We start from the raw sequence: 21,255 nt of genomic DNA, 5'->3' as shown, positions 1-21,255 counted from the left end.
CGGCAAGGAGCCCTCGTGCCCACAGTTGAAATGGAACGTCGCCAGGTGGTGGTGATCGGTGCCGGGCCTTCCGGTGCCATCGCGGCCGCGCTGTTAAAGCGCAAAGGGCATGATGTATTGATCATCGAGCGCGAGCATTTCCCGCGTTTCTCGATTGGCGAAAGCCTGCTGTCGCACTGCATCGACTTTATCGAAGAAGCCGGCATGCTCGACGCTGTGCAAGCTGCAGGCTTCCAGGTAAAAACCGGCGCGGCCTTCGCCTGGGGCGAGCGCTACAGTGCCTTTGATTTCAGCGACACCTTCAGCAACGGCAAGCCCACCACCTTCCAGGTGCAGCGCGGCGAGTTCGACAAATTGCTGGCCGACCAGGCGGCACTGCAAGGCGTGGAAATCCGCTATGGCCAAACCATTGTCGGCGTGGATTTTTCTGCCGAGAGCCGGTATTTGCATGTGCGCCGCCAGAATGGCAGCGAGTACCACCTCAAGGCGAGGTTCGTGCTCGATGCCAGTGGCTATGGCCGTGTGTTGCCACGCCTGCTGGACCTGGAAGCACCGTCGAATTTCCCGCTGCGCCAGGCCGTATTCACCCACGTCGAGGACCGTATCGAACACCCAGGCTTTGACCGCAGCAAAATCCTGGTGACCACTCACCCGACCCAGCGCGATATCTGGTTCTGGACCATCCCGTTCAGTAATGGCCGTTGTTCGGTGGGCGTGGTTGCGGCCAAGGAGCATTTCGAGGGTGCCGACAGCGACCTCGACGCCTGCCTGCGCGACTTTATCGAGCAAACCCCAAGCCTGTCCGGCGTGCTGCAAAATGCCGTCTGGGACACCCCGGCGCGCACCATCGGCGGCTACTCGGCCAACGTCAAAACCCTGCACGGCCCAGGCTTTGCGCTACTGGGCAATGCGGCGGAGTTCCTCGACCCGGTGTTCTCTTCCGGCGTGACCATTGCCATGCGTTCGGCGAGCATGGCCGCAGGGGTGCTGCACCGCCAATTGAGCGGCGAAACAGTGGACTGGCAAACCGAGTTCGCCGAACCGCTCAAGCGCGGTGTCGATACCTTCCGTTGCTACGTCGAAGGCTGGTATGCGGGCACGTTCCAGGACGTGATTTTCCATCCTGGCAGTTCACCGGAGATTCGCCGCATGATCAGCTCTATCCTGGCCGGTTACGCCTGGGATGAACGCAACCCGTTTGTCAGCGAGCCGAAACGGCGCTTGCGGATGTTGTCGGATATTTGTGCGAGTGAAGCGGTATGAGCAGCCCGGGCGTCGAAAAAAACTACCTGAGTCAAAACTACGTCGAAGAAACCAAGTTCGGTTTCTGGTTCCTGCGCAGCCATACCTGGCAGCATCACGTGTTGCGCGTGGCGATCAATGACCTGCGCAGCCTGTTCAGCGAGCCGCTGCCGGTGGCGCCGGTGTTGCTGGATGCCGGTTGCGGCCAAGGCAAATCCTTCCAGTTGCTGCATCAGGTATTTGCGCCTTCGCGCCTGATCGGCCTGGATGCGGACCCTCACAGCCTGGCACTGAGCCGAGAAGAAGCCGCGCGGCTGGGCCTGGACGTCGAGCTGATCGGCAGCGACTGCGCAACCCTCAACCTAGCGGATGCCAGCGTCGATATCCTGTTCTGCCACCAGACCTTCCATCATCTGGTGGAACAACATCGCGCACTCAAGGAGTTCTATCGGGTGCTCAAGCCGGGCGGCTATCTGCTGTTTGCCGAATCCACCGAAGCCTACATCGACACCTGGGTGATTCGCTGGCTGTTTCGCCACCCGATGCATGTGCAAAAGAGCGCCGAAGAGTACTTGGAGATGCTGCGCGAGCAGGGCTTTGAGTTCGCTGCACAGAACATTTCGTACCCTTACTTGTGGTGGAGCCGTTCCAGTGACTTCGGCCTGCTGGAACGCTGGGGCCTGCGCAAGGCACCGCCCGTGGGCCAGCGCGAGGAAACCCTGGTCAACTGCGTAGCGCGTAAACCTGTGGAGAATGCGGCCCCATGATGCGCCTGCTGTTGATAAGTTGCCTGCTGCTGCTCGGCGCCTGCGCCAGCCAGGCACCGTTGCCGGAAAAAATCCCGGCCCTGGCCTTGCCGATGCAACTGCATGTGCAGCGCCTGGCGGACGGCCAGAGCCAGGACTGGCTGCTGGTGATCCAGCGCGAAGGCCGCGCGATTCGCTGGTCGATGATGGACCCGCTGGGCATTCCCCAGGCCCGGCAAAAACTGCTTGATGGGCAGTGGCAGGCCGACGGGTTGCTGCCGCCCAATCCCCAGGCACGGGAGTTGTTTGCCGCGCTGCTGTTTGCCCTGACCCCGGCTGGTGATGTGCCCGCGTTGTATCCGCACGCTCAGGCGATGGACCTGACGCGCACGCTGCCGAGCCACTGGCAAATCATCTATCAGTCTTCCGAGGTGTTCAGCGTGAACATGGCCGGCCAGCCGCTGAGTTACCGCATCACCCCGCTGGGTGTGAGCCGATGACCGCCTACCTCAATGCCCTTGGCGTGATCTGTGCCCTTGGCCGTGGCCAGGCCGAGGTCAGCCGTAACCTGTTCGCCGGCGATTGCTCAGGCATGCGCGCCGAAAGCGGCTGGGTGCCGGAGCGCGTAGTGCCGGTGGCCGCCGTACAGGGCGAGCTGGCAAGCCTGCCCCCAGAGCTGGCCGAGCAAAGCAGCCGCAATAACCAGTTGCTGCTGGAAGCGGCGCTGCAGATCAAGGATGAGATTCGTCAGGCCATCCAGACCTACGGCCCTGGCCGGGTCGGGGTTGTGCTCGGCACCAGCACCTCGGGCATTGACGAAGCCAGCCGTGGCATTGCCCATTACCTGCAAAACACGCAGTTCCCCGCTGACTACGATTACCAGCAACAGGAACTCAGCGCCCCGGCCAACTTCCTCGCCGACTGGTTGGACGTGAGCGGCCCGGCCTATGTGATTTCCACCGCCTGCACCTCCAGCGCCCGAGCATTGATGAGCGCCCAGCGCCTGTTGGACCTGGGGGTGTGCGATGCGGTGATCTGCGGCGGCGTGGACAGCCTGTGCAAGCTGACACTGAACGGGTTTACCGCGCTGGAAGCCGTGTCTGCGGAGCGCTGTAATCCGTTCTCGGTGAACCGCAACGGCATCAATATCGGTGAAGCGGCGGTGCTGTTCCTGATGAGCCGCGAGCCGGCCCCCATCGCCTTGCTGGGCAGCGGCGCCAGTTGCGACGCGCACCATATCTCTGCGCCCGAGCCCAGCGGCAAGGGCGCGTTGCTGGCCATGCGCAAGGCCCTGGCCAGTGCAAAGCTTTCGCCCGAGCAGATCGGCTACCTGAACCTGCACGGCACCGCAACCCAACACAACGACGCCATGGAAAGCCTGGCGGTCGCCAGCCTGTTTCCAGGCGGCGTCGCCTGCTCATCGACCAAGCCCATGACCGGCCACACCCTCGGCGCTGCCGGGGCACTGGAAGCCGCGTTCTGCTGGCTGAGCCTGACCCATCGCCTGCTGCCACCCCACGTATGGGACGGCCACCCCGACCCGGCGCTGCCCGCGTTGCAATGGGCGCGCAGCGGCGACAGCTTGAAAAAACCCTGCCTGATGAGCAACTCGTTTGCCTTCGGCGGTAACAATGTCAGCCTGATAATCGCAGAGGCCCCATGATCGATTGGCCACTTGCCGAACTGCTGCCCCATGCGGGCGACATGATCCTGATCGACCAGGTGCTGTCGTTCGATGAAGAGCAGATCCACACCCGCGTCACCATCAAGCCCGGCGGCCTGTTCAACCGTGCTGACGGTAGCCTGCCCGCCTGGGTCGGCATCGAGCTGATGGCGCAAAGCGTCGCCGCCTATGCCGGTTGCCATGCACGCCAGCAAGGCAAGGCCGTGGAACTCGGTTTCCTGTTGGGCACACGTAAGTTCGAGTGCAACGTGGAGCACTTTCCGGCCGGCCTCGAGCTGAATATCCACGGCCTGCGCTCCCTGGAAGACGACAACGGCATGGGCGTGTTCGAATGCCACCTCACCGGCGACGGTATCCAGGCCAGCGCGCGCTTGAACGTATTTCGACCGCCCCAGGCGGCCAACTATTTAGATGAATCGAAGGACGAAACGCCATGACTGAATCCGTACTGGTCACCGGCTCCAGCCGTGGTATCGGCCGCGCCATTGCCCTGCGCCTGGCCCAGGCCGGCCATGACATCGTGCTGCATTGCCGCAGCGGCCGTGCCGAAGCCGACGCGGTACAGCTCGAGGTCCAAGCCCTGGGGCGCGAGGCACGCGTGCTGCAGTTCGACGTGGCGGATCGCGCTGCGTGCAAAGAGATCCTTGAGGCCGATGTGGAGCAGCATGGCGCCTATTACGGCGTGGTGCTCAATGCCGGCCTGACCCGCGACGGCGCCTTTCCTGCGCTGTCGGAAGACGATTGGGATGTGGTGATGCGCACCAACCTGGATGGTTTCTACAACGTGCTGCACCCGGTGATGATGCCGATGATTCGGCGCCGCGCCGCCGGGCGTATCGTGTGTATCACCTCGGTGTCCGGGCTGATCGGCAACCGCGGCCAGGTCAACTACAGCGCCTCCAAAGCCGGCTTGATCGGTGCGGCCAAGGCGCTGGCCATTGAATTGGGCAAGCGCAAGATCACCGTCAACTGCGTGGCGCCGGGCCTGATCGACACCGCGATGCTGGATGAAAACGTGCCGGTAGAAGAACTGATGAAAATGATCCCGGCCCAACGCATGGGCACGCCGGAAGAAGTCGCTGGCGCCGTGAACTTCCTGATGTCCGCCGAAGCCGGCTATATCACGCGCCAGGTGCTGGCCGTAAACGGGGGCCTGTGCTGATGAAGCGCGTTGTCGTCACCGGCATGGCCGGCGTGACCTCCCTGGGCAGCGACTGGGACACCATCGCCGCGAACTTTCGCGCCAACCGCAGCGGCATTCGGCGCATGGATGAGTGGGACCGTTTCACCGAACTGAACACCCGCCTGGCCGGCCCTATCGACGATTTCGTCGTGCCCGCTCACTGGACGCGCAAACAACTGCGCAGCATGGGCCGCGTCTCGCGCCTGGCGGTGTGGGCGGCCGAGCAGGCGTTGCGGGACGCCGGCTTGCTGGGTGACGAGTCGATCAAGGACGGGCGCATGGGCGTGGCCTGTGGCTCGTCCACCGGCAGCACCGATGAGATCAAGGCGTTCGGCAATATGCTGCTCAACTCGGTGGCCGAGGGGCTCAATGCCAACTCCTATGTGCGCATGATGCCGCACACCACGGCGGCAAATATCAGCATCTTCTTTGGCCTCACGGGCCGGCTGATTCCTACCTCCAGCGCCTGCACCAGCGGCAGCCAGGGCATCGGCTACGCCTATGAGGCAATCAAGTTCGGGCGCCTGCCGTTGATGCTTGCGGGCGGCGCAGAAGAACTGTGCCCCACCGAAGCCATGGTGTTCGATGCGCTGTACGCCACCAGCCTGAAAAACGATGCGCCGCAAACCAGCCCTCGTCCCTACGACAGCGGCCGCGACGGCCTGGTGATCGGTGAAGGTGGCGGCATGTTGGTGCTCGAAGAGTTGGAACACGCACTCGCGCGAGGCGCGCATATTCATGCGGAGCTGGTCGGCTTCGGCAGCAACGCCGACGGCCAGCACACCACCCGCCCGGAACAGAAAACCATGCGCCGCGCCATGGAGCTGGCCCTGGAAGACGCAGGTCTTGAACCGTCCGCCATCGGCTACGTGAACGGCCATGGCACGGCTACCGATCAGGGCGACATCGCCGAAACCCTGGCCACCAGCAGCCTGTTTGGCAGCCGTATGCCGATCAGTTCGCAGAAAAGTTTCCTGGGGCACACCTTGGGCGCGTGCGGGGCGTTGGAATCGTGGTTCAGCATCGAGATGATGAACCGCGACCAGTACGTGCACACCTTCAACCTGGACGCGGTCGACCCGCAATGCGGCGAGCTGGACTACCTGCAAGGTGGCTTTCGCCAGATGCACAACGACTACGTGATGAACAACAACTTTGCCTTCGGCGGGGTCAACACCTCGTTGATCTTCCGCCGCTGGGCCTGACTTTTTAATCGATTGGAGAAAACGGAATGTCTTCCCTGCTACGCGCTGCCCTGATCACCCTGGCCCTGCTGACCACGGCTGGCTGCACCAGCAAACCCGTGCTCAACACCCAGCATGAGTTACCGGCCACAAGCCAGGTCAGCGAAGAAAAAATGAAGCAAGTGATCGTCGCCGCCCTGCAAAAACGCGAGTGGACGGTACAACGCCTGAGCCCACAACTGGTGCAGGCCGAGATCACCGTGCGCGGCCAGTTCTACGCCGCCATCGACATCCGCTACACCCGCAACAGCTACGCCATCACCTACCGCGACAGCCGCGACCTGGGCTACAAGGACGGTAAGATCCATCGCAACTACAACCGCTGGGTGAGCATGCTGGATCGGGATATTCTGGCGGGGTTGCGTACTTACAGCGTGAATGAAGCAAATACTTCGCCGCAAAACTGACCCCCTTGTGGCGAGGGAGCTTGCTCCCGCTGGACTGCGCAGCAGGCCCATTTTTTAGGGCCGCTACGCGACCCAGTGGGAGCAAGCTCCCTCGCCACAGGTTATTGAGCGGCCTTACGCGTCAACAACTCCACAAACCCTTTCGCCATTGGCGTTTGCGCGCCCTTGCGCTGCACCAGCCACACCGCCGTCACCGCCTGCGGGTCGAGCAAGGTGCGATAGACCACGCCGTCAATGCGGATGCGCTGGTAAGACGCCGGCAACACCGACACCCCCAACCCCGCCGCCACCAGGCCGATGATGGTCATTGCTTCCCCTGCTTCCTGGGCAAAGTGCGGGCTGAACCCGGCGTCGCGGGCCAGGTTGAGCAACTGCGCGTACAAGCCGCTGCCGTAACTGCGCGGGAAGAACACAAAAGGCTCCTCGGCCAATTGCTCCAGATGCAAGCCGCGCTCGCTGCCGTGGGCCAATGGGTGGCCGGCGCTCAGTACCGCGACTAATGGCTCGCGCATCAACTCGATCACGTTCAGTGAGTCGGGCAAGGGCAAAGGCCGCATCAACCCAACCTGAATCGACTCGTCCACCAGCGACTCGGCCACTTGGGTGCTGCTCATTTCTTGCAGGTTCAGATGCACCGCCGGGAATGCCTGGCGGAAGGCAAAGATCGCCTGGGGAATGCTGGCGTTGAACGGCGCAGACGAGGTGAAGCCGATCTTCAATTCACCCAGTTCCCCCAACTGCGCACGCCGCGCCACATCTGCCGCCTTGTCGACCTGGGCCAGCACCAGCCGTGCCTCTTGCAAGAACAAGCGCCCGGCCTCGCTCAGCTCGACCCGACGATTGGTACGCTCGAACAAGCGTGCGCCCAGCTCGTGTTCCAGCGCCTGTATCTGCTGGCTCAGGGGCGGCTGCGAGATGCCCAGCACCTGCGCGGCGCGGCCGAAGTGCAGCTCTTCGGCAACGGCGATGAAGTAGCGCAAATGGCGAAATTCCATGCAAGCCTCATTAGGTCGTAAAAGCTATCAAACAGGTCGAACAATATATTGGAAAGAATCATTAGCCAGCTATATTCTTTTTCGTATTGTCAGTCCTGGCAGACTTTCCTCCCCGAGGTCCCCCGTGAATCCTGCTGTTGCCCCACTTGCCCAACACACCTCGCCCTCAGCCCTTGATGACGTAGTGGCGCAGCTCAACGACGCGTACATCGAAAAAGGCACGCCGATGTTCATGCGCACCGTGCTGGCGCTGTTCTCCGGCGGGTTCGCCACCTTTGCGCTGTTGTATTGCGTGCAGCCGATGATGCCGACGCTGTCCCACGAGTTTTCCATCAATGCCGCGCAGAGCAGCCTGATTCTATCCGTCGCCACCGCGATGCTCGCCTGCGGCCTGCTGATCACCGGGCCGATATCCGACAGGCTGGGGCGCAAGCCGGTGATGGTTGCCGCGTTGTTCTGTGCGGCGCTGGCCACCATCGCCAGCGGCCTGATGCCGAGCTGGGAGGGCATCCTGTTGATGCGCGCACTGGTGGGCCTGTCCTTGAGCGGCCTGGCCGCCGTGGCCATGACCTACCTGAGCGAAGAGATCCACCCACAACACATTGGCCTGGCCATGGGTTTGTACATCGGTGGCAACGCGATTGGCGGCATGAGCGGGCGCCTGATCATCGGCGTGTTGATCGACTTCGTCAGCTGGCACACCGCAATGCTGATCATCGGTGCCCTGGCATTGATCGCCGCCACAGTGTTCTGGAGGATCCTCCCCGAGTCGCGCAACTTCCGCGCCAGCAGCCTCAAGCCGCGCAACCTGGTGGACGGCTTCGTCATGCACTTCAAGGACGCCGGCCTGCCGTGGCTGTTCCTTGAAGCCTTCCTGCTGATGGGCGCCTTCGTGACGATGTTCAACTACATCGGCTATCGCCTGCTGGCCTCACCCTATGAGCTGAGCCAGGCGGTGGTTGGCCTGTTGTCAGTGGTGTACCTGTCGGGCATCTACAGCTCGGCCAAGATTGGCTCCCTGGCCGACCGCCTCGGCCGCCGCCGAGTGCTGTGGGCCACCATCGTGCTGATGCTCGCCGGCATGGCGCTGACACTGTTCACCCCGCTGTGGTTGGTGGTGCCGGGCATGCTGATCTTCACCTTCGGCTTTTTCGGCGCCCACTCGGTCGCCAGCAGCTGGATCGGGCGCCGTGCGGTGAAAGCCAAGGGGCAAGCGTCGTCGCTGTACCTATTCTGCTACTACGTGGGGTCGAGCATTGCCGGGACGGCGGGTGGGTTCTTCTGGCACTTTGCCGGGTGGAATGGGATTGGCGGGTTTATCGTCGCGCTGCTGATTGGCGCGTTGCTGGTGGCGTTGAAGCTGGCGAAGTTGCCGCCACTGGGAAATATGCAGACCTGACGCGATTGGCTTTATGTGGGAGCTGGCTTGCCTGCGATGGCGGTGTTGAATTCGACCGCCGCCATCGCAGGCAAGCCAGCTCCCACAGTTTGTTTTGCGTTTTACTCGTGGTACTGCGCCGACAGTTCGTGCACTGCGCGCAAGAACGCACCCGCGTGCTCCGGGTTCACTTCCGGGGTGATACCGTGGCCAAGGTTGAACACGTGGCCACTGCCTTTGCCGTAGCTAGCCAGGATGCGCCCTACTTCGGCGCGGATCGCTTCTGGCTTGGCGTACAGCACGGTCGGGTCCATGTTGCCTTGCAGGGCCACCTGGTTGCCGACGCGACGGCGCGCTTCGCCGAGGTCACAGGTCCAGTCCAGGCCCAGTGCATCGGCGCCCGCGTCGGCGATGCTTTCCAGCCACAGGCCGCCGCCCTTGGTGAACATGATCACCGGCACTTTACGGCCTTCGTGTTCGCGGATCAGGCCGCTGACGATCTTGCGCATGTAGGCCAGGGAGAACTCCTGGTACGCCGCCGCCGACAGGTTGCCGCCCCAGGTGTCGAAAATCTGTACCGCTTGGGCGCCCGCCATGATCTGGCCGTTGAGGTAGGAGGTGACCGACTGCGCCAGCTTGTCCAGCAACAGGTGCATGGCTTGCGGGTTGTCGTAGAGCATGGCCTTGGTCTTGCGGAAGTCTTTCGACGAGCCGCCTTCGACCATATAGGTGGCCAGGGTCCATGGGCTGCCAGAAAAGCCGATCAGCGGCACACGGCCGTTAAGCTCGCGGCGGATGGTGCTCACGGCGTCCATCACGTAGCCCAGGTCTTTGTGTGGATCAGGGATCGGCAGGGCTTCGATATCGGCCAGGGTGCTCACGACTTTCTTGAAGCGCGGGCCTTCGCCGGTTTCGAAGTACAGGCCTTGGCCCATGGCGTCGGGGATGGTGAGGATATCGGAGAAGAGGATGGCCGCGTCCAGTTGTGGGTAGCGGTCCAGCGGCTGCATCGTGACTTCGCAGGCGAACTCCGGGTTCATGCACAGGCTCATGAAATCGCCCGCATTGGCGCGACTGGCGCGGTATTCCGGCAGGTAGCGACCGGCTTGACGCATCATCCACACCGGGGTGACGTCTACGGGTTGCTTGAGCAGGGCACGAAGGAAACGGTCGTTCTTGAGGGCAGTCATGTCGGCATCCGCAAAAAAAGTGCGGGCATTTTCTCAGAGCGCGACGCAAAAGGCACGGAATGCGCCGTGCCTTTTGTCTATCGGGTCAATTTGTCGCGGCAATGCCGCCGCAGGATCGTTCCCACGCTCCGCGTGGTAACGCCTCCTGTGACGCTCCGCGTCATGCTGTTCGGGACGCGGAGCGTCCCTGGCGGCATTCCCACGCGGAGCGTGGGAACGATCATCAGACTTGCAGGTAGTCCAGGATGCCTTCGGCGGCGTTACGGCCTTCGAAGATCGCGGTGACCACCAGGTCCGACCCGCGCACCATGTCGCCACCGGCGAAGATCTTCGGGTTGCTGGTCTGGTGCTTGTACTGGCCTTGCTCCGGGGCGACGACGCGGCCCTGGCTGTCGGTCTGGATCTCGAACTGCTCGAACCACGGTGCCGGGCTTGGGCGGAAACCGAAGGCGATGACCACGGCGTCAGCCGGGATGATTTCTTCGGAACCCGGGATCGGCTCGGGGCTGCGACGGCCACGGGCATCCGGCTCGCCGAGACGGGTCTCGACCACCTTCACACCTTCGACGCGGTCTTCACCGACGATGGCGATCGGCTGGCGGTTGTAGAGGAATTTCACGCCTTCTTCCTTGGCGTTCTTCACCTCTTTGCGCGAGCCGGGCATGTTGGCTTCGTCACGGCGATAAGCACAGGTCACCGACTTGGCGCCCTGGCGGATCGAGGTGCGGTTGCAGTCCATCGCGGTGTCGCCACCGCCCAGCACCACGACCTTCTTGCCCTTCATATCGACGAAATCTTCCGGCGACTTTTCAAAGCCCAGGTTGCGGTTGACGTTGGCGATCAGGAAGTCGAGCGCGTCATACACGCCTGGCAAGTCCTCACCGGCAAAGCCGCCCTTCATGTAAGTGTAGGTGCCCATGCCCATGAACACCGCATCGTATTCGGCGAGCAGTTGCTCCATGGTGATGTCTTTGCCGATTTCGGTATTGAGACGGAACTCGATACCCATGCCGGTGAACACTTCACGACGGTGGCTCAGTACGGTTTTTTCCAGCTTGAACTCGGGAATGCCGAAGGTCAGCAAGCCACCGATTTCCGGATTCTTGTCGAACACCACCGGAGTCACGCCGCCACGCACCAACACGTCGGCACACCCTAGGCCAGCAGGGCCCGCACCGATGATCGCGACGCGCTTGCCGGTTGGCTTGACCTTGGACATGTCCGGGCGCCAGCCCATGGCGAACGCGGTGTCGGTGATGTACTTCTCCACCGAACCGATGGTCACCGCGCCGAAGCCGTCGTTGAGGGTGCAGGCCCCTTCACACAGCCGGTCTTGCGGACACACCCGGCCGCAGACTTCCGGCAGGGTATTGGTCTGGTGAGACAGCTCGGCGGCGGCGAGGATGTTGCCCTCGGCCACCAGCTTGAGCCAGTTGGGAATGAAGTTGTGCACCGGGCACTTCCATTCGCAATACGGGTTACCGCAACCCAGGCAGCGATGGGCCTGGTCGGCCGAGTGCTGGGGTTTGAAGGGTTCGTAGATTTCCACGAACTCTTTCTTGCGTTGACGCAACAGTTTCTTCTTCGGATCTTTGCGCCCGACATCGATGAACTGGAAGTCGTTATTCAGACGTTCAGCCATGTTAAAACCTCATCAAACTGTTCAGGCGCATATCACTGCGGGTTGGCACGGATGCTGGAAAGCAACGATTTCAGGTTGGCAGCCTTGGGCTTGACCAGCCAGAAACGACGCAGGTAATCATCGAGGTTTTCGGCGAGGTTACGACCCCATTCGCTGCCGGTTTCCTCGACGTACTCGTCCAGCACGTGCTGCAAGTGGTTCCGGTAGGACTCCATGGCTTCGCCGCTGATGCGCTGGATCTCGACCAACTCGTGGTTGACCTTGTCGACGAAGGTGTTGTCCTGGTCGAGCACGTAGGCGAAACCGCCGGTCATGCCCGAACCGAAGTTGTAACCGGTCTTGCCCAGTACCGCGACAAAGCCTCCGGTCATGTACTCGCAGCAGTGATCGCCAGTACCTTCCACCACGGTGTGGGCACCGGAGTTACGCACGGCGAAACGCTCACCGGCGGTACCTGCGGCAAACAGCTTGCCACCGGTGGCGCCGTACAAGCAGGTGTTGCCAATGATGGCGCTGTCCTGGGTCTTGTACACGCTGCCAGCCGGCGGGACGATGACCAGCTTGCCGCCGGTCATGCCCTTGCCCACGTAGTCGTTGGCGTCGCCTTCCAGGTACATGTGCAGGCCGCCGGCGTTCCACACGCCGAAGCTTTGGCCCGCAGTGCCCTTGAAGCGGAAGGTGATCGGCGCTTTCGCCATGCCCTGGTTGCCGTGCTTGCGTGCGATTTCGCCGGAGATGCGTGCGCCGATGGAACGGTCGCAGTTGCAGATATCCAGGGCGAATTCGCCACCGCTGGCGTCGTTGATCGAGGAGCCGGCCATTTCGACCATTTTCTCGGCCAGCAAGCCTTTGTCGAACGGTGGGTTGCGGTCCACCTGGCAGAACTGTGGCTTGTCTGCCGGGATGTGATCGCTGCCCAACAGCGGGGTGAGGTCCAGATGTTGTTGCTTGGCGGTCTGGCCTTCGAGGATATCCAACAGGTCGGTGCGACCGATCAGCTCTTCCAGCGAACGTACGCCCAGCTTGGCCAGCCACTCACGGGTTTCTTCGGCGACGTAGGTGAAGAAATTCACCACCATGTCGACGGTGCCGATGTAGTGATCCTTGCGCAGTTTTTCGTTCTGAGTCGCTACGCCGGTAGCGCAGTTGTTCAGGTGGCAGATGCGCAGGTATTTGCAGCCCAGGGCGATCATTGGCGCGGTGCCGAAGCCGAAGCTTTCGGCGCCGAGGATCGCGGCCTTGATCACGTCGAGGCCGGTTTTCAGGCCGCCGTCGGTCTGTACTCGCACCTTGCCGCGCAGATCGTTGCCGCGCAGGGTCTGGTGGGTTTCGGCCAGGCCGAGCTCCCACGGTGCACCGGCGTATTTGATCGAGGTCAGCGGCGACGCGCCAGTGCCGCCGTCGTAGCCGGAGATGGTGATCAGGTCGGCATAGGCCTTGGCCACGCCAGCGGCAATGGTGCCGACGCCGGCTTCTGCGACCAGTTTCACCGAGACCAGGGCCTGAGGGTTGACTTGTTTGAGGTCGAAGATCAACTGCGACAAGTCTTCAATCGAGTAGATGTCATGGTGCGGCGGTGGCGAAATCAGGGTCACGCCCGGTACGGCGTAACGCAGCTTGGCGATCAGGCCGTTGACTTTGCCGCCTGGCAGTTGCCCACCCTCACCCGGCTTGGCGCCCTGGGCAACCTTGATCTGCAGCACCTCGGCATTGACCAGGTACTCGGGGGTCACACCAAAGCGGCCGGTGGCCACCTGCTTGATTTTCGAGCTTTTGAGCGTGCCGTAGCGCGCCGGGTCTTCACCGCCTTCGCCGGAGTTGGAACGCGCACCCAGGCGGTTCATGGCTTCGGCCAGGGCTTCGTGAGCTTCCGGCGACAAGGCACCCAGGGAAATACCGGCGGAGTCGAAGCGCTTGAGGATCGATTCCAGCGGCTCGACTTGGCTGATGTCCATCGGCGTGTCCAGGGTCTTCACCTTGAACAAGTCGCGGATCATCGACACCGGGCGGTTATCCACCAGGCTCGTGTATTCCTTGAACTTGGCGTAGTCGCCCTGCTGCACAGCGGCTTGCAGAGTGTTGACCACGTCGGGGTTGTAGGCATGGTATTCGCCACCGTGCACGAACTTGAGCAGGCCACCTTGCTGGATCGGCTTGCGCGCGCTCCAGGCCTCCAAGGCCAGGGCTTTTTGCTCGGCTTCGATGTCGACGAAACGCGCACCTTTGATGCGGCTCGGTACGCCACGGAAACTCAGCTCGCAGACTTCTTCGGACAGACCGATGGCTTCGAACAACTGAGCGCCACGGTACGAGGTGACCGTAGAGATACCCATCTTCGACAGGATCTTCAGCAGGCCCTTGGTGATGCCCTTGCGGTAGTTCTTGAACACCTCATAGAGGTCGCCCAGCACTTCACCGGTACGGATCAGGTCACCCAGCACTTCGTACGCGAGGAACGGGTACACCGCCGAGGCGCCGAAACCGATCAGCACCGCAAAGTGGTGCGGGTCGCGGGCGGTGGCGGTTTCCACGAGGATATTGGAGTCGCAGCGCAGGCCTTTTTCGGTCAGGCGATGGTGCACCGCGCCGGTCGCCAGGGACGCGTGGATCGGCAACTTGCCCGGCGCGATGTGGCGGTCGGTCAGTACGATCTGGGTACGGCCGGCGCGCACGGCTTCTTCAGCCTGGTCAGCAACGTTACGTACAGCCGCTTCAAGGCCCAGGCTCTCGTCGTAGTTCAGGTCGATGATCTGGCGGTCGAAGCCTGGACGCTCCAGGGTCATCAGCGAGCGCCATTTGGCCGGAGAAATGACCGGCGAGCTGAGGATCACGCGGGACGCATGCTCAGGCGATTCCTGGAAGATGTTGCGCTCGGCACCGAGGCACACTTCCAGGGACATCACGATGGCTTCGCGCAGCGGGTCGATCGGTGGGTTGGTCACCTGGGCGAACTGCTGGCGGAAATAGTCGTACGGCGTGCGCACGCGCTGGGACAGCACGGCCATTGGCGTGTCGTCACCCATGGAGCCTACGGCTTCGTAGCCTTGCTCACCGAGTGGGCGCAGCACCTGGTCGCGCTCTTCGAACGTGACCTGATACATCTTCATGTACTGCTTGAGCTGGTCGATGTCGTAGAAAGCCGAACCGTGGTCGTTGTCTTCCATGGTCGCCTGGATGCGCAGGGCGTTCTTGCGCAGCCATTGCTTGTACGGGTGACGCGACTTCAAACGGTTGTCGATGGCGTCGGTGTCGAGGATCTGTCCGGTTTCGGTGTCCACAGCCAGGATCTGGCCAGGGCCGACACGGCCTTTGGCAATCACGTCTTCAGGCTTGTAGTCCCACACGCCGATTTCCGAGGCGAGGGTGATAAAGCCATTGGTGGTGGTGACCCAACGCGCCGGGCGCAGGCCGTTACGGTCGAGCAGGCACACCGCGTAGCGGCCGTCGGTCATGACCACGCCGGCCGGGCCGTCCCACGGTTCCATGTGCATCGAGTTGTACTCGTAGAACGCACGCAGGTCCGGGTCCATGGTCTCGACGTTCTGCCACGCTGGCGGAATGATCATGCGCACGCCACGGAACAGGTCGATGCCACCGGTGACCATCAGCTCAAGCATGTTGTCCATGCTGGAGGAGTCCGAACCCACGCGGTTGACCAGCGGGCCGAGCTCTTCGAGGTCCATCAAATCGTTGGCGAACTTGGTGCGCCGGGCCTGAGCCCAGTTGCGGTTGCCGGTGATGGTGTTGATCTCGCCGTTGTGGGCGAGGAAGCGGAATGGCTGAGCCAGCGGCCATTTCGGCAAGGTGTTGGTGGAGAAGCGCTGGTGGAACACGCAGATTGCGGTTTGCAGGCGCTCATCGCTCAGGTCTGGATAGAAGGCGGTGAGGTCCGCCGGCATCATCAGGCCTTTATAAATGATGGTCTTGTGGGAAAAGCTGCAGATGTAATGGTCGGTGTCGGCGGCGTTGAGCACCGACGAACGACGACGGGAGGTGAACAGCTTGATCGCCATGTCCTGGTCGCTCAGGCCATCGCCGGCGATGAACACTTGTTCGATCTGCGGCAGGCGCTCCAGGGCCAGACGGCCGAGTACGCTGGTGTCGATGGGCACTTTGCGCCAGCCGACGATCTGCAGGCCGGCGGCAACGATCTCGCGGTTCATGTTCTCGCGAGCGGCCTCGGCTTTTACCGGGTCCTGGTTGAAAAACACCATGCCCACGGCGTACTGCTTGGGCAGTTCGACCGCAAATTGCTCTTTGGCGACAGCACGCAGGAACTGGTCGGGCTTTTGAATCAGCAAGCCACAGCCGTCACCGGTCTTGCCGTCGGCGTTGATCCCACCGCGGTGGGTCATGCAGGTCAGGGCCTCGATGGCCGTTTGCAAAAGGGTATGACTGGGTTCGCCCTGCATGTGGGCTATCAGGCCGAAACCGCAGTTATCCTTGAATTCATCGGGTTGGTACAGACCTGCTTTCATAGACACTTTCTCACCAGGCTGCCTCTTATATCGAGGCAAATTTCTTTTCAATTCAACCGGTTACCTTCCACGCCGAACGTACGCCGGCTTAGCGGGGGCAAAAGGGAGGTCATTGTACACACCGACACAGACGCTCACAAATTTAGCGACGAAATGTCGCAAATCTATGTCGCATTTATGAAAGGTTTAAAGCGATATGCTGTGCTAGTCAAAACTTTTTTAATTCTGACCGCTACGACTCAAAAGCCACTGTGACGCAGACACCACAAAGCGCGCGGTCTCGGAAGACTGCACGCACTTGCGGATTTTTTTGAGGTGCCGGGAGGGCGGCCTGGGTAAGGCCGCCGGATCTTCAGCGAGTTGCTGCCAGTTCTTGTTGAACGCTGGCAACAGTGCGAGGCCAAGGTTTACCAGCCTGAACCTTCGCTGGCAAGGCTTTGATGGCAGAATCGGCTGCGGCGCGGCTTGGGAAGCTGCCGTAGGTGATCACGTAGAGAGGCTTGCCGTTGAGCACTTTCTTGAAATAACGGTACTGGCCGCCCTGCTCTTTGACGAACGCCTGGGCGTTAGCTTCGGAGCTGGTGCCGAGGATCTGTACCACAAAGTTGCCGGTAGGCTGGCTGCTGTACCAGCTGCTGCCGGCGGCACCGGCCTTGGCCACGGTGGCGGCTGGTTTTTCAGCAGGCTTGGCGGCTGGCGCTGGAGCCGGCGCTGGTTTTGCTATCGGTGCCGGCTTGGCGGTGGCAACGGTCGGCGCAGGCGTTGGCTTGGCCGCTGGCGCTACCGGTGTGACTGGCGCTACCGGAGTGGCTGGCGTGCCAGCCGGTACGCCCGCAGGTGGCGCGGTGGTGGTCACAGTCGGCGGCGTGGCGCTGGAGCCTTCCACCGGCACTCCGTCGTCGCCTTCGGAGATGCCACCGGCTTCTTCTGCCAGCGGGCCGCGCATCACCGGTTGGCCGACCATCGGCAGGTTGGTCGGTTGGCCGGAGTTGGCAAATTCGACGTTTGGCGTGGGCTTGCCCAATGGCAACTGCGCCTGCTCAGTTGGCGCGCCGGTGGTTGTCGGTGCCTTGTTGCGACCCGGGATCAACCAGGCGGCGGCTACAGCGACCACGACAACGGCGGAAATAGCCAATACGTGCTTCTTAGGCATAGTGAACCCCATCTTTGGACGCTTGACCGCAGAGCGGCTGGCAATCATGGCTTCGATCATCGCATCGCGGGCAACCTGGTTGATGTTTCCAGGCCAGCCATCGGAGCTTTCGTGAATATCAGAGATCTGCGCAGCGGTGAAAAGTTCGATACCCGCCCCGGCGCCTTCAAGGCGTTGTGCCAGGTATTCGCGGGTTTCTTCCTCTTCGTACGGCTGCAACTCGATGACGTGGAACAGCTCCTGCTCACCACTGATCTGCTCCAGATCGGCGATCAGCGACGACTCACCGAACAGGAACACATGCGGGCGACCTTCCGGCGTGCCCGCCGCGAGCGCCAGCAGCGCTTCGAGGGCGGATTCGTCGAGCTGCTCGGCGTCATCTACCAGCAGGTAGACTTCCTGGCCGGTCAGGCCCAACTGCACCACTTGCTTGAGAATCGCGTTCGGCTCGGCATTGGAGACGTCCAACGCCTGCGCTACCTGGCGCAATACGCCGGCCGCATCACCGGCACCGCGGGCCGATACCACCACGCTCTGCACCGATTGCTTGTTGGTGCTGGCCACCAGCGCCTGGCGCAGCAAGGTCTTGCCGCTGCCCAGAGGGCCGGTGACCACCAGCAGCAACTGGCTGTAGCGCGCGAGGTGATGCAACTGCCCCAGTACCGGCTTGCGCTGGGCGGGGAAGAATTTGAAACCCGGCACCCGTGGAGCAAAGGGGTCGTGGCTCAAGTGGTAATGGCCGAGGAACGCCTCGTCGGCATGCAAACTAGTCATCGGGTCTTATTAACCTTTGAGCTGGGCCAGGGCGCGGTAATCCGCTCCCAGCGTGGCCTGTAGAATCTCTTTTGGATAATCGTCGGTCACCACGGCTTCGCCGATGTGGCGCAGCAGTACCAGTCGAAGTCGACCGTCGATCACTTTCTTGTCTATCGCCATATGTTCAAGGAAATCCGCCTCGGTCATATCCGTGGGCGGAATAACCGGCAAACCGGCGCGCTGGAACAGGCGGATACCGCGATCACGCTCTTGGGCGCTGATCCAGCCCAGGCGCTGCGACATGTCCAATGCCATCACCGTGCCAGCCGCTACGGCTTCCCCATGCAACCACACACCATAGCCCATGTGCGTTTCGATCGCATGGCCGAAGGTGTGGCCCAGGTTCAGTGTGGCCCGCACACCGGACTCGCGCTCGTCGGCATTGACTACCAGCGCCTTGGCCGCGCATGAGCGGGAAATCGCCTCGGTAAGCGCCACCTGGTCGAGGCCGCGCAAGGCGTCCATGTGCTCTTCCAGCCAGGTCAGGAACGGCTCATCGCAGATCAGCCCGTACTTGATGACTTCCGCCAGGCCGGCCGACAGCTCACGCGGTGGCAGGGTGTTGAGGGTAGCAGTGTCGATCAGCACAGCTTGGGGCTGATAGAACGCGCCGACCATGTTCTTGCCCAGCGGGTGGTTGATACCGGTCTTGCCGCCCACCGACGAATCGACCTGGGACAGCAAGGTGGTCGGCACCTGGATAAAATCCACGCCGCGCTGGTAGCAGGCCGCGGCAAAACCGGCCATGTCGCCAATCACACCGCCGCCCAGGGCGACCACAGTGGTTCGACGGTCATGGCGTGCGGTCAGCAGGCCATCAAAGATCAGTTGCAGGGTTTCCCAGTTTTTGTGGGCCTCGCCGTCAGGCAACACCACGGAGATCACCGAGTACGCCGCCAGGCTGCGGCTCAAACGCTCAAGATACAGCGGCGCGACCGTTTCGTTGGAGATGATCGCCACCTGTCGGCCGGCAATATGCGGCGCAAGCAGTTCGGGCTGGTCCAACAGACCTGCGCCAATGTGGATCGGGTAGCTGCGCTCGCCTAGATCGACCTTAAGTGTCTGCATGTGTCCCCGCGTTGAAGATGTATTGACGACCGGCACTGTCGATATCTCGACACCGCCTAGTGGCTCTACGCCATACCTTACAGGGTGATGGCGCGCCGCCGAGAATAGCGCATTTCGGGCCAGGCTTTAACGGGGTGGCAACCGTTGCAAGCGCTCGAGGATGTCGAGCACGACCATCCGAGGTGGCCGCTCATCGGTTTCCACCACCAGATCGGCGATTTCCCGGTACAGCGGATCGCGCAGCGCCAGCAGGTCACGCAGGGTTTTGGCCGGGTCGGCAGTGCGCAACAACGGGCGATTGCGATCACGGGCGGTACGGCCCACCTGCTGCTCGACCGACGCGTGCAAATACACCACTCGACCACCGGCATGCAGCGCCCGACGGTTTTCATCGCGCATGACAGCGCCACCACCGGTCGCCAATACCACGCCATCGCAGCCGCACAGCTCGGCAATCATCGCCTGCTCGCGGTCACGAAAGCCCAGCTCGCCTTCTTTATCGAAGATCCATGGGATATTGGCACCCGTGCGCAATTCAATTTCCTTGTCGGAATCTTTGAACGGCAGGCGCAGCTCTTTGGCCAGCAAACGGCCGATGGTGCTTTTTCCAGCCCCCATCGGCCCTACAAGAATCAAATTTCGCACAGAATCAACGACTCACAGCAATCGCCTGGTTATTCATGATACGCGGAGTCAGGAATACCAGCAGCTCGGATTTTTTCTCCGCCAGCACATCGCGCCGGAAAAGGCGGCCAAGATACGGCACATCGCCCAAAAATGGCACTTTATCTACCACTTTGCTCTGGGTGTTGGAGAAAACCCCGCCAATGACGATGGTCTCGCCATCCCTGACCAGAACCTTGGCGTTGACCTCGTTTTTCTTGATCGGCGGCACGTCATTGAGGCGATTCAGGTAGTCAGGCTCATCCTTGGTGACCTTGACCGCCATGATCACATGGTCGTCGGGGGTGATTTGCGGCGTGACTTCAAGCGACAGCGAAGCCTCTTTGAACGACACCGAGGTGGCGCCCTGGGAGGTGGATTCCTGGTAAGGAATCTCGGTGCCCTTGAGGATGCGTGCAGTCTCTTTGTCGGAGGTGACGACCTTGGGCTGCGAGACGATCTCACCGTTGCCGGTTTTTTCCATGGCGGTCAGCTCAAGGTCCAGCAACAGGTTGTCGGTGATATAGGCGATCCCCAGGCCCGAGGTTCCGGCCAGCGACCCCAAGTCGACAAAGGGTGAACTGGGTGGGTTTTGCGGCGGCTCGGCACCCTCCGCCGGCGGCTTGGCAATACCGCCAACGCCGCCGTTGCCGCGGGTGAGCCGCCCACCCCAGCGCACACCCAGGCTTTTGTCGTAGTCGACATTGGCCTCCACAATCCGCGCCTCGATCATGACCTGGCGTACCGGGATATCCAGCTGCGCCACGATGCGCCGCAGCTCTTCGAGCCGCTCGCCAGTCTGGTAGGCGATGATGTTGTTGGTGCGGTCATCCACCGCCACCGAACCGCGCTCATCGGTGGCGCCCTCAAAGCCGGTCACCGACTGAAACAGCTTGGCCAGGTCGGCGGCCTTGGCGTAATTGACCTGCAGCAGCTCCCGACGCAAGGGCGCCAGCTCGGCCATCTGCTTGCGCGACTCCAGCATCAACAGCTCTCGGGCAGCCAATTCATCGGCGGGCGCCACCAGCAGCACGCCCGCCTTGACTCGCTTGTCCAAGCCCTTGGTTTGCAGTACCAGGTCCAGAGCCTGGTCCCAGGGCACATCCTTGAGCCGCAGGGTGATCGAGCCCTGCACCTCATCGCTGGTCACCAGGTTGAGCCCGGCGACATCGGCGATTTGCTGCAATACCGCACGCAAGTCGATGTCTTGGAAATTCAGGGTCAGTTTGGCGCCTGTATAGCTGACCGGCGGGGCGCTGTCGGGCGGCGGCAGTTGGATAAGGTCGAGGCGATTGGGCACAGCAGCAGCCATCGGTGCCGTGAACGCTATCCATAGCACCACACCGAAGGACGAGAAGGTCCTTTT

The 21,255-nt window shown here is 62.0% G+C and carries 16 protein-coding genes and 1 pseudogene; 9 read left to right on the top strand and 8 right to left on the bottom strand.

Going from position 1 to position 21,255, the window contains the following annotated elements; genetic code table 11:
* The first annotated feature begins 15 nt into the window (after window positions 1-15).
* From RHM69_RS23345 to RHM69_RS23310, 8 genes are read left to right on the top strand one after another with little or no spacing between them, the layout of a single operon-like run.
* A complete protein-coding gene (locus RHM69_RS23345; protein ID WP_038448572.1) occupies window positions 16-1,263 on the top strand; it encodes an NAD(P)/FAD-dependent oxidoreductase in 1,248 nt (415 codons plus the stop codon).
* Entirely contained in the window at window positions 1,260-2,009 is a 750-nt protein-coding gene (locus tag RHM69_RS23340) for a class I SAM-dependent methyltransferase (RefSeq protein WP_014716593.1), read from the top strand. The genes RHM69_RS23345 and RHM69_RS23340 overlap by 4 nt, the downstream gene beginning before the upstream one ends.
* Window positions 2,006-2,488, top strand: a complete 483-nt coding sequence (locus tag RHM69_RS23335; protein ID WP_014716592.1) for a hypothetical protein — start codon at window positions 2,006-2,008, stop codon at window positions 2,486-2,488. Before RHM69_RS23340 ends, RHM69_RS23335 begins: the two co-directional genes overlap by 4 nt.
* Window positions 2,485-3,651 (top strand): beta-ketoacyl-[acyl-carrier-protein] synthase family protein, encoded by a 1,167-nt coding sequence (locus RHM69_RS23330; RefSeq protein ID WP_014716591.1) that lies wholly within the window; start codon window positions 2,485-2,487, stop codon window positions 3,649-3,651. Before RHM69_RS23335 ends, RHM69_RS23330 begins: the two co-directional genes overlap by 4 nt.
* On the top strand, window positions 3,648-4,109 hold the full coding sequence (locus RHM69_RS23325) for a hotdog family protein (RefSeq protein WP_020301669.1): 462 nt from the start codon (window positions 3,648-3,650) through the stop codon (window positions 4,107-4,109). The genes RHM69_RS23330 and RHM69_RS23325 overlap by 4 nt, the downstream gene beginning before the upstream one ends.
* Window positions 4,106-4,834, top strand: coding sequence for a 3-oxoacyl-ACP reductase FabG (fabG, locus tag RHM69_RS23320; RefSeq protein WP_014716589.1), 729 nt, complete (start codon window positions 4,106-4,108; stop codon window positions 4,832-4,834). The genes RHM69_RS23325 and fabG overlap by 4 nt, the downstream gene beginning before the upstream one ends.
* A complete protein-coding gene (locus tag RHM69_RS23315) occupies window positions 4,834-6,060 on the top strand; it encodes a beta-ketoacyl-ACP synthase (protein ID WP_014716588.1) in 1,227 nt (408 codons plus the stop codon). The genes fabG and RHM69_RS23315 overlap by 1 nt, the downstream gene beginning before the upstream one ends.
* A gap of 26 nt (window positions 6,061-6,086) precedes the next feature.
* Window positions 6,087-6,506, top strand: coding sequence for a hypothetical protein (locus RHM69_RS23310; RefSeq protein ID WP_020301670.1), 420 nt, complete (start codon window positions 6,087-6,089; stop codon window positions 6,504-6,506).
* A 101-nt stretch (window positions 6,507-6,607) separates the two neighbouring features.
* Here the strand turns inward: RHM69_RS23310 and RHM69_RS23305 are convergent, their stop codons facing one another.
* Window positions 6,608-7,501: a LysR family transcriptional regulator gene (locus tag RHM69_RS23305; protein WP_014716587.1), complete on the bottom strand. Its 894-nt coding sequence runs from the start codon at window positions 7,499-7,501 to the stop codon at window positions 6,608-6,610.
* A 184-nt stretch (window positions 7,502-7,685) separates the two neighbouring features.
* Here RHM69_RS23305 and RHM69_RS23300 point away from each other — a divergent pair, with 184 nt between their 5' ends.
* A complete protein-coding gene (locus tag RHM69_RS23300; protein WP_416151977.1) occupies window positions 7,686-8,900 on the top strand; it encodes an MFS transporter in 1,215 nt (404 codons plus the stop codon).
* Between the two features lie 101 nt (window positions 8,901-9,001).
* Here RHM69_RS23300 and hemE read toward each other — a convergent pair whose 3' ends face one another.
* From hemE to RHM69_RS23265, 7 genes and pseudogenes are all read right to left on the bottom strand, one after another.
* Entirely contained in the window at window positions 9,002-10,069 is a 1,068-nt protein-coding gene (gene hemE, locus RHM69_RS23295; protein ID WP_003187922.1) for a uroporphyrinogen decarboxylase, read from the bottom strand.
* 223 nt (window positions 10,070-10,292) lie between these two features.
* Window positions 10,293-11,711: an FAD-dependent oxidoreductase gene (locus RHM69_RS23290; protein WP_003187920.1), complete on the bottom strand. Its 1,419-nt coding sequence runs from the start codon at window positions 11,709-11,711 to the stop codon at window positions 10,293-10,295.
* Between the two features lie 32 nt (window positions 11,712-11,743).
* Entirely contained in the window at window positions 11,744-16,189 is a 4,446-nt protein-coding gene (gene gltB, locus RHM69_RS23285; RefSeq protein ID WP_019818335.1) for a glutamate synthase large subunit, read from the bottom strand.
* Window positions 16,190-16,541: 352 nt separating this feature from the next.
* Window positions 16,542-18,116 carry an SPOR domain-containing protein gene (locus RHM69_RS23280; protein WP_200599107.1) on the bottom strand — a complete coding sequence of 525 codons (1,575 nt, stop codon included), beginning with the start codon at window positions 18,114-18,116 and terminating at the stop codon, window positions 16,542-16,544.
* Window positions 18,117-18,125: 9 nt separating this feature from the next.
* Window positions 18,126-19,226, bottom strand: coding sequence for a 3-dehydroquinate synthase (gene aroB / locus RHM69_RS23275; RefSeq protein WP_014716582.1), 1,101 nt, complete (start codon window positions 19,224-19,226; stop codon window positions 18,126-18,128).
* A 126-nt stretch (window positions 19,227-19,352) separates the two neighbouring features.
* On the bottom strand, window positions 19,353-19,871 hold the full coding sequence (gene aroK / locus RHM69_RS23270; protein ID WP_003187914.1) for a shikimate kinase AroK: 519 nt from the start codon (window positions 19,869-19,871) through the stop codon (window positions 19,353-19,355).
* Between the two features lie 4 nt (window positions 19,872-19,875).
* Window positions 19,876-21,132 (bottom strand): annotated as a pseudogene (locus RHM69_RS23265) (type IV pilus secretin PilQ); the annotation flags it as partial.
* Window positions 21,133-21,255 lie beyond the last annotated feature (123 nt).

Source organism: Pseudomonas sp. CCI1.1, assembly GCF_034348165.1.
Classification (GTDB): Bacteria; Pseudomonadota; Gammaproteobacteria; order Pseudomonadales; family Pseudomonadaceae; genus Aquipseudomonas; species Aquipseudomonas paracarnis.
The sequence above is the reverse complement of the archived record's forward strand: the minus strand, read 5'-3'. Positions and strand labels throughout refer to the sequence as shown.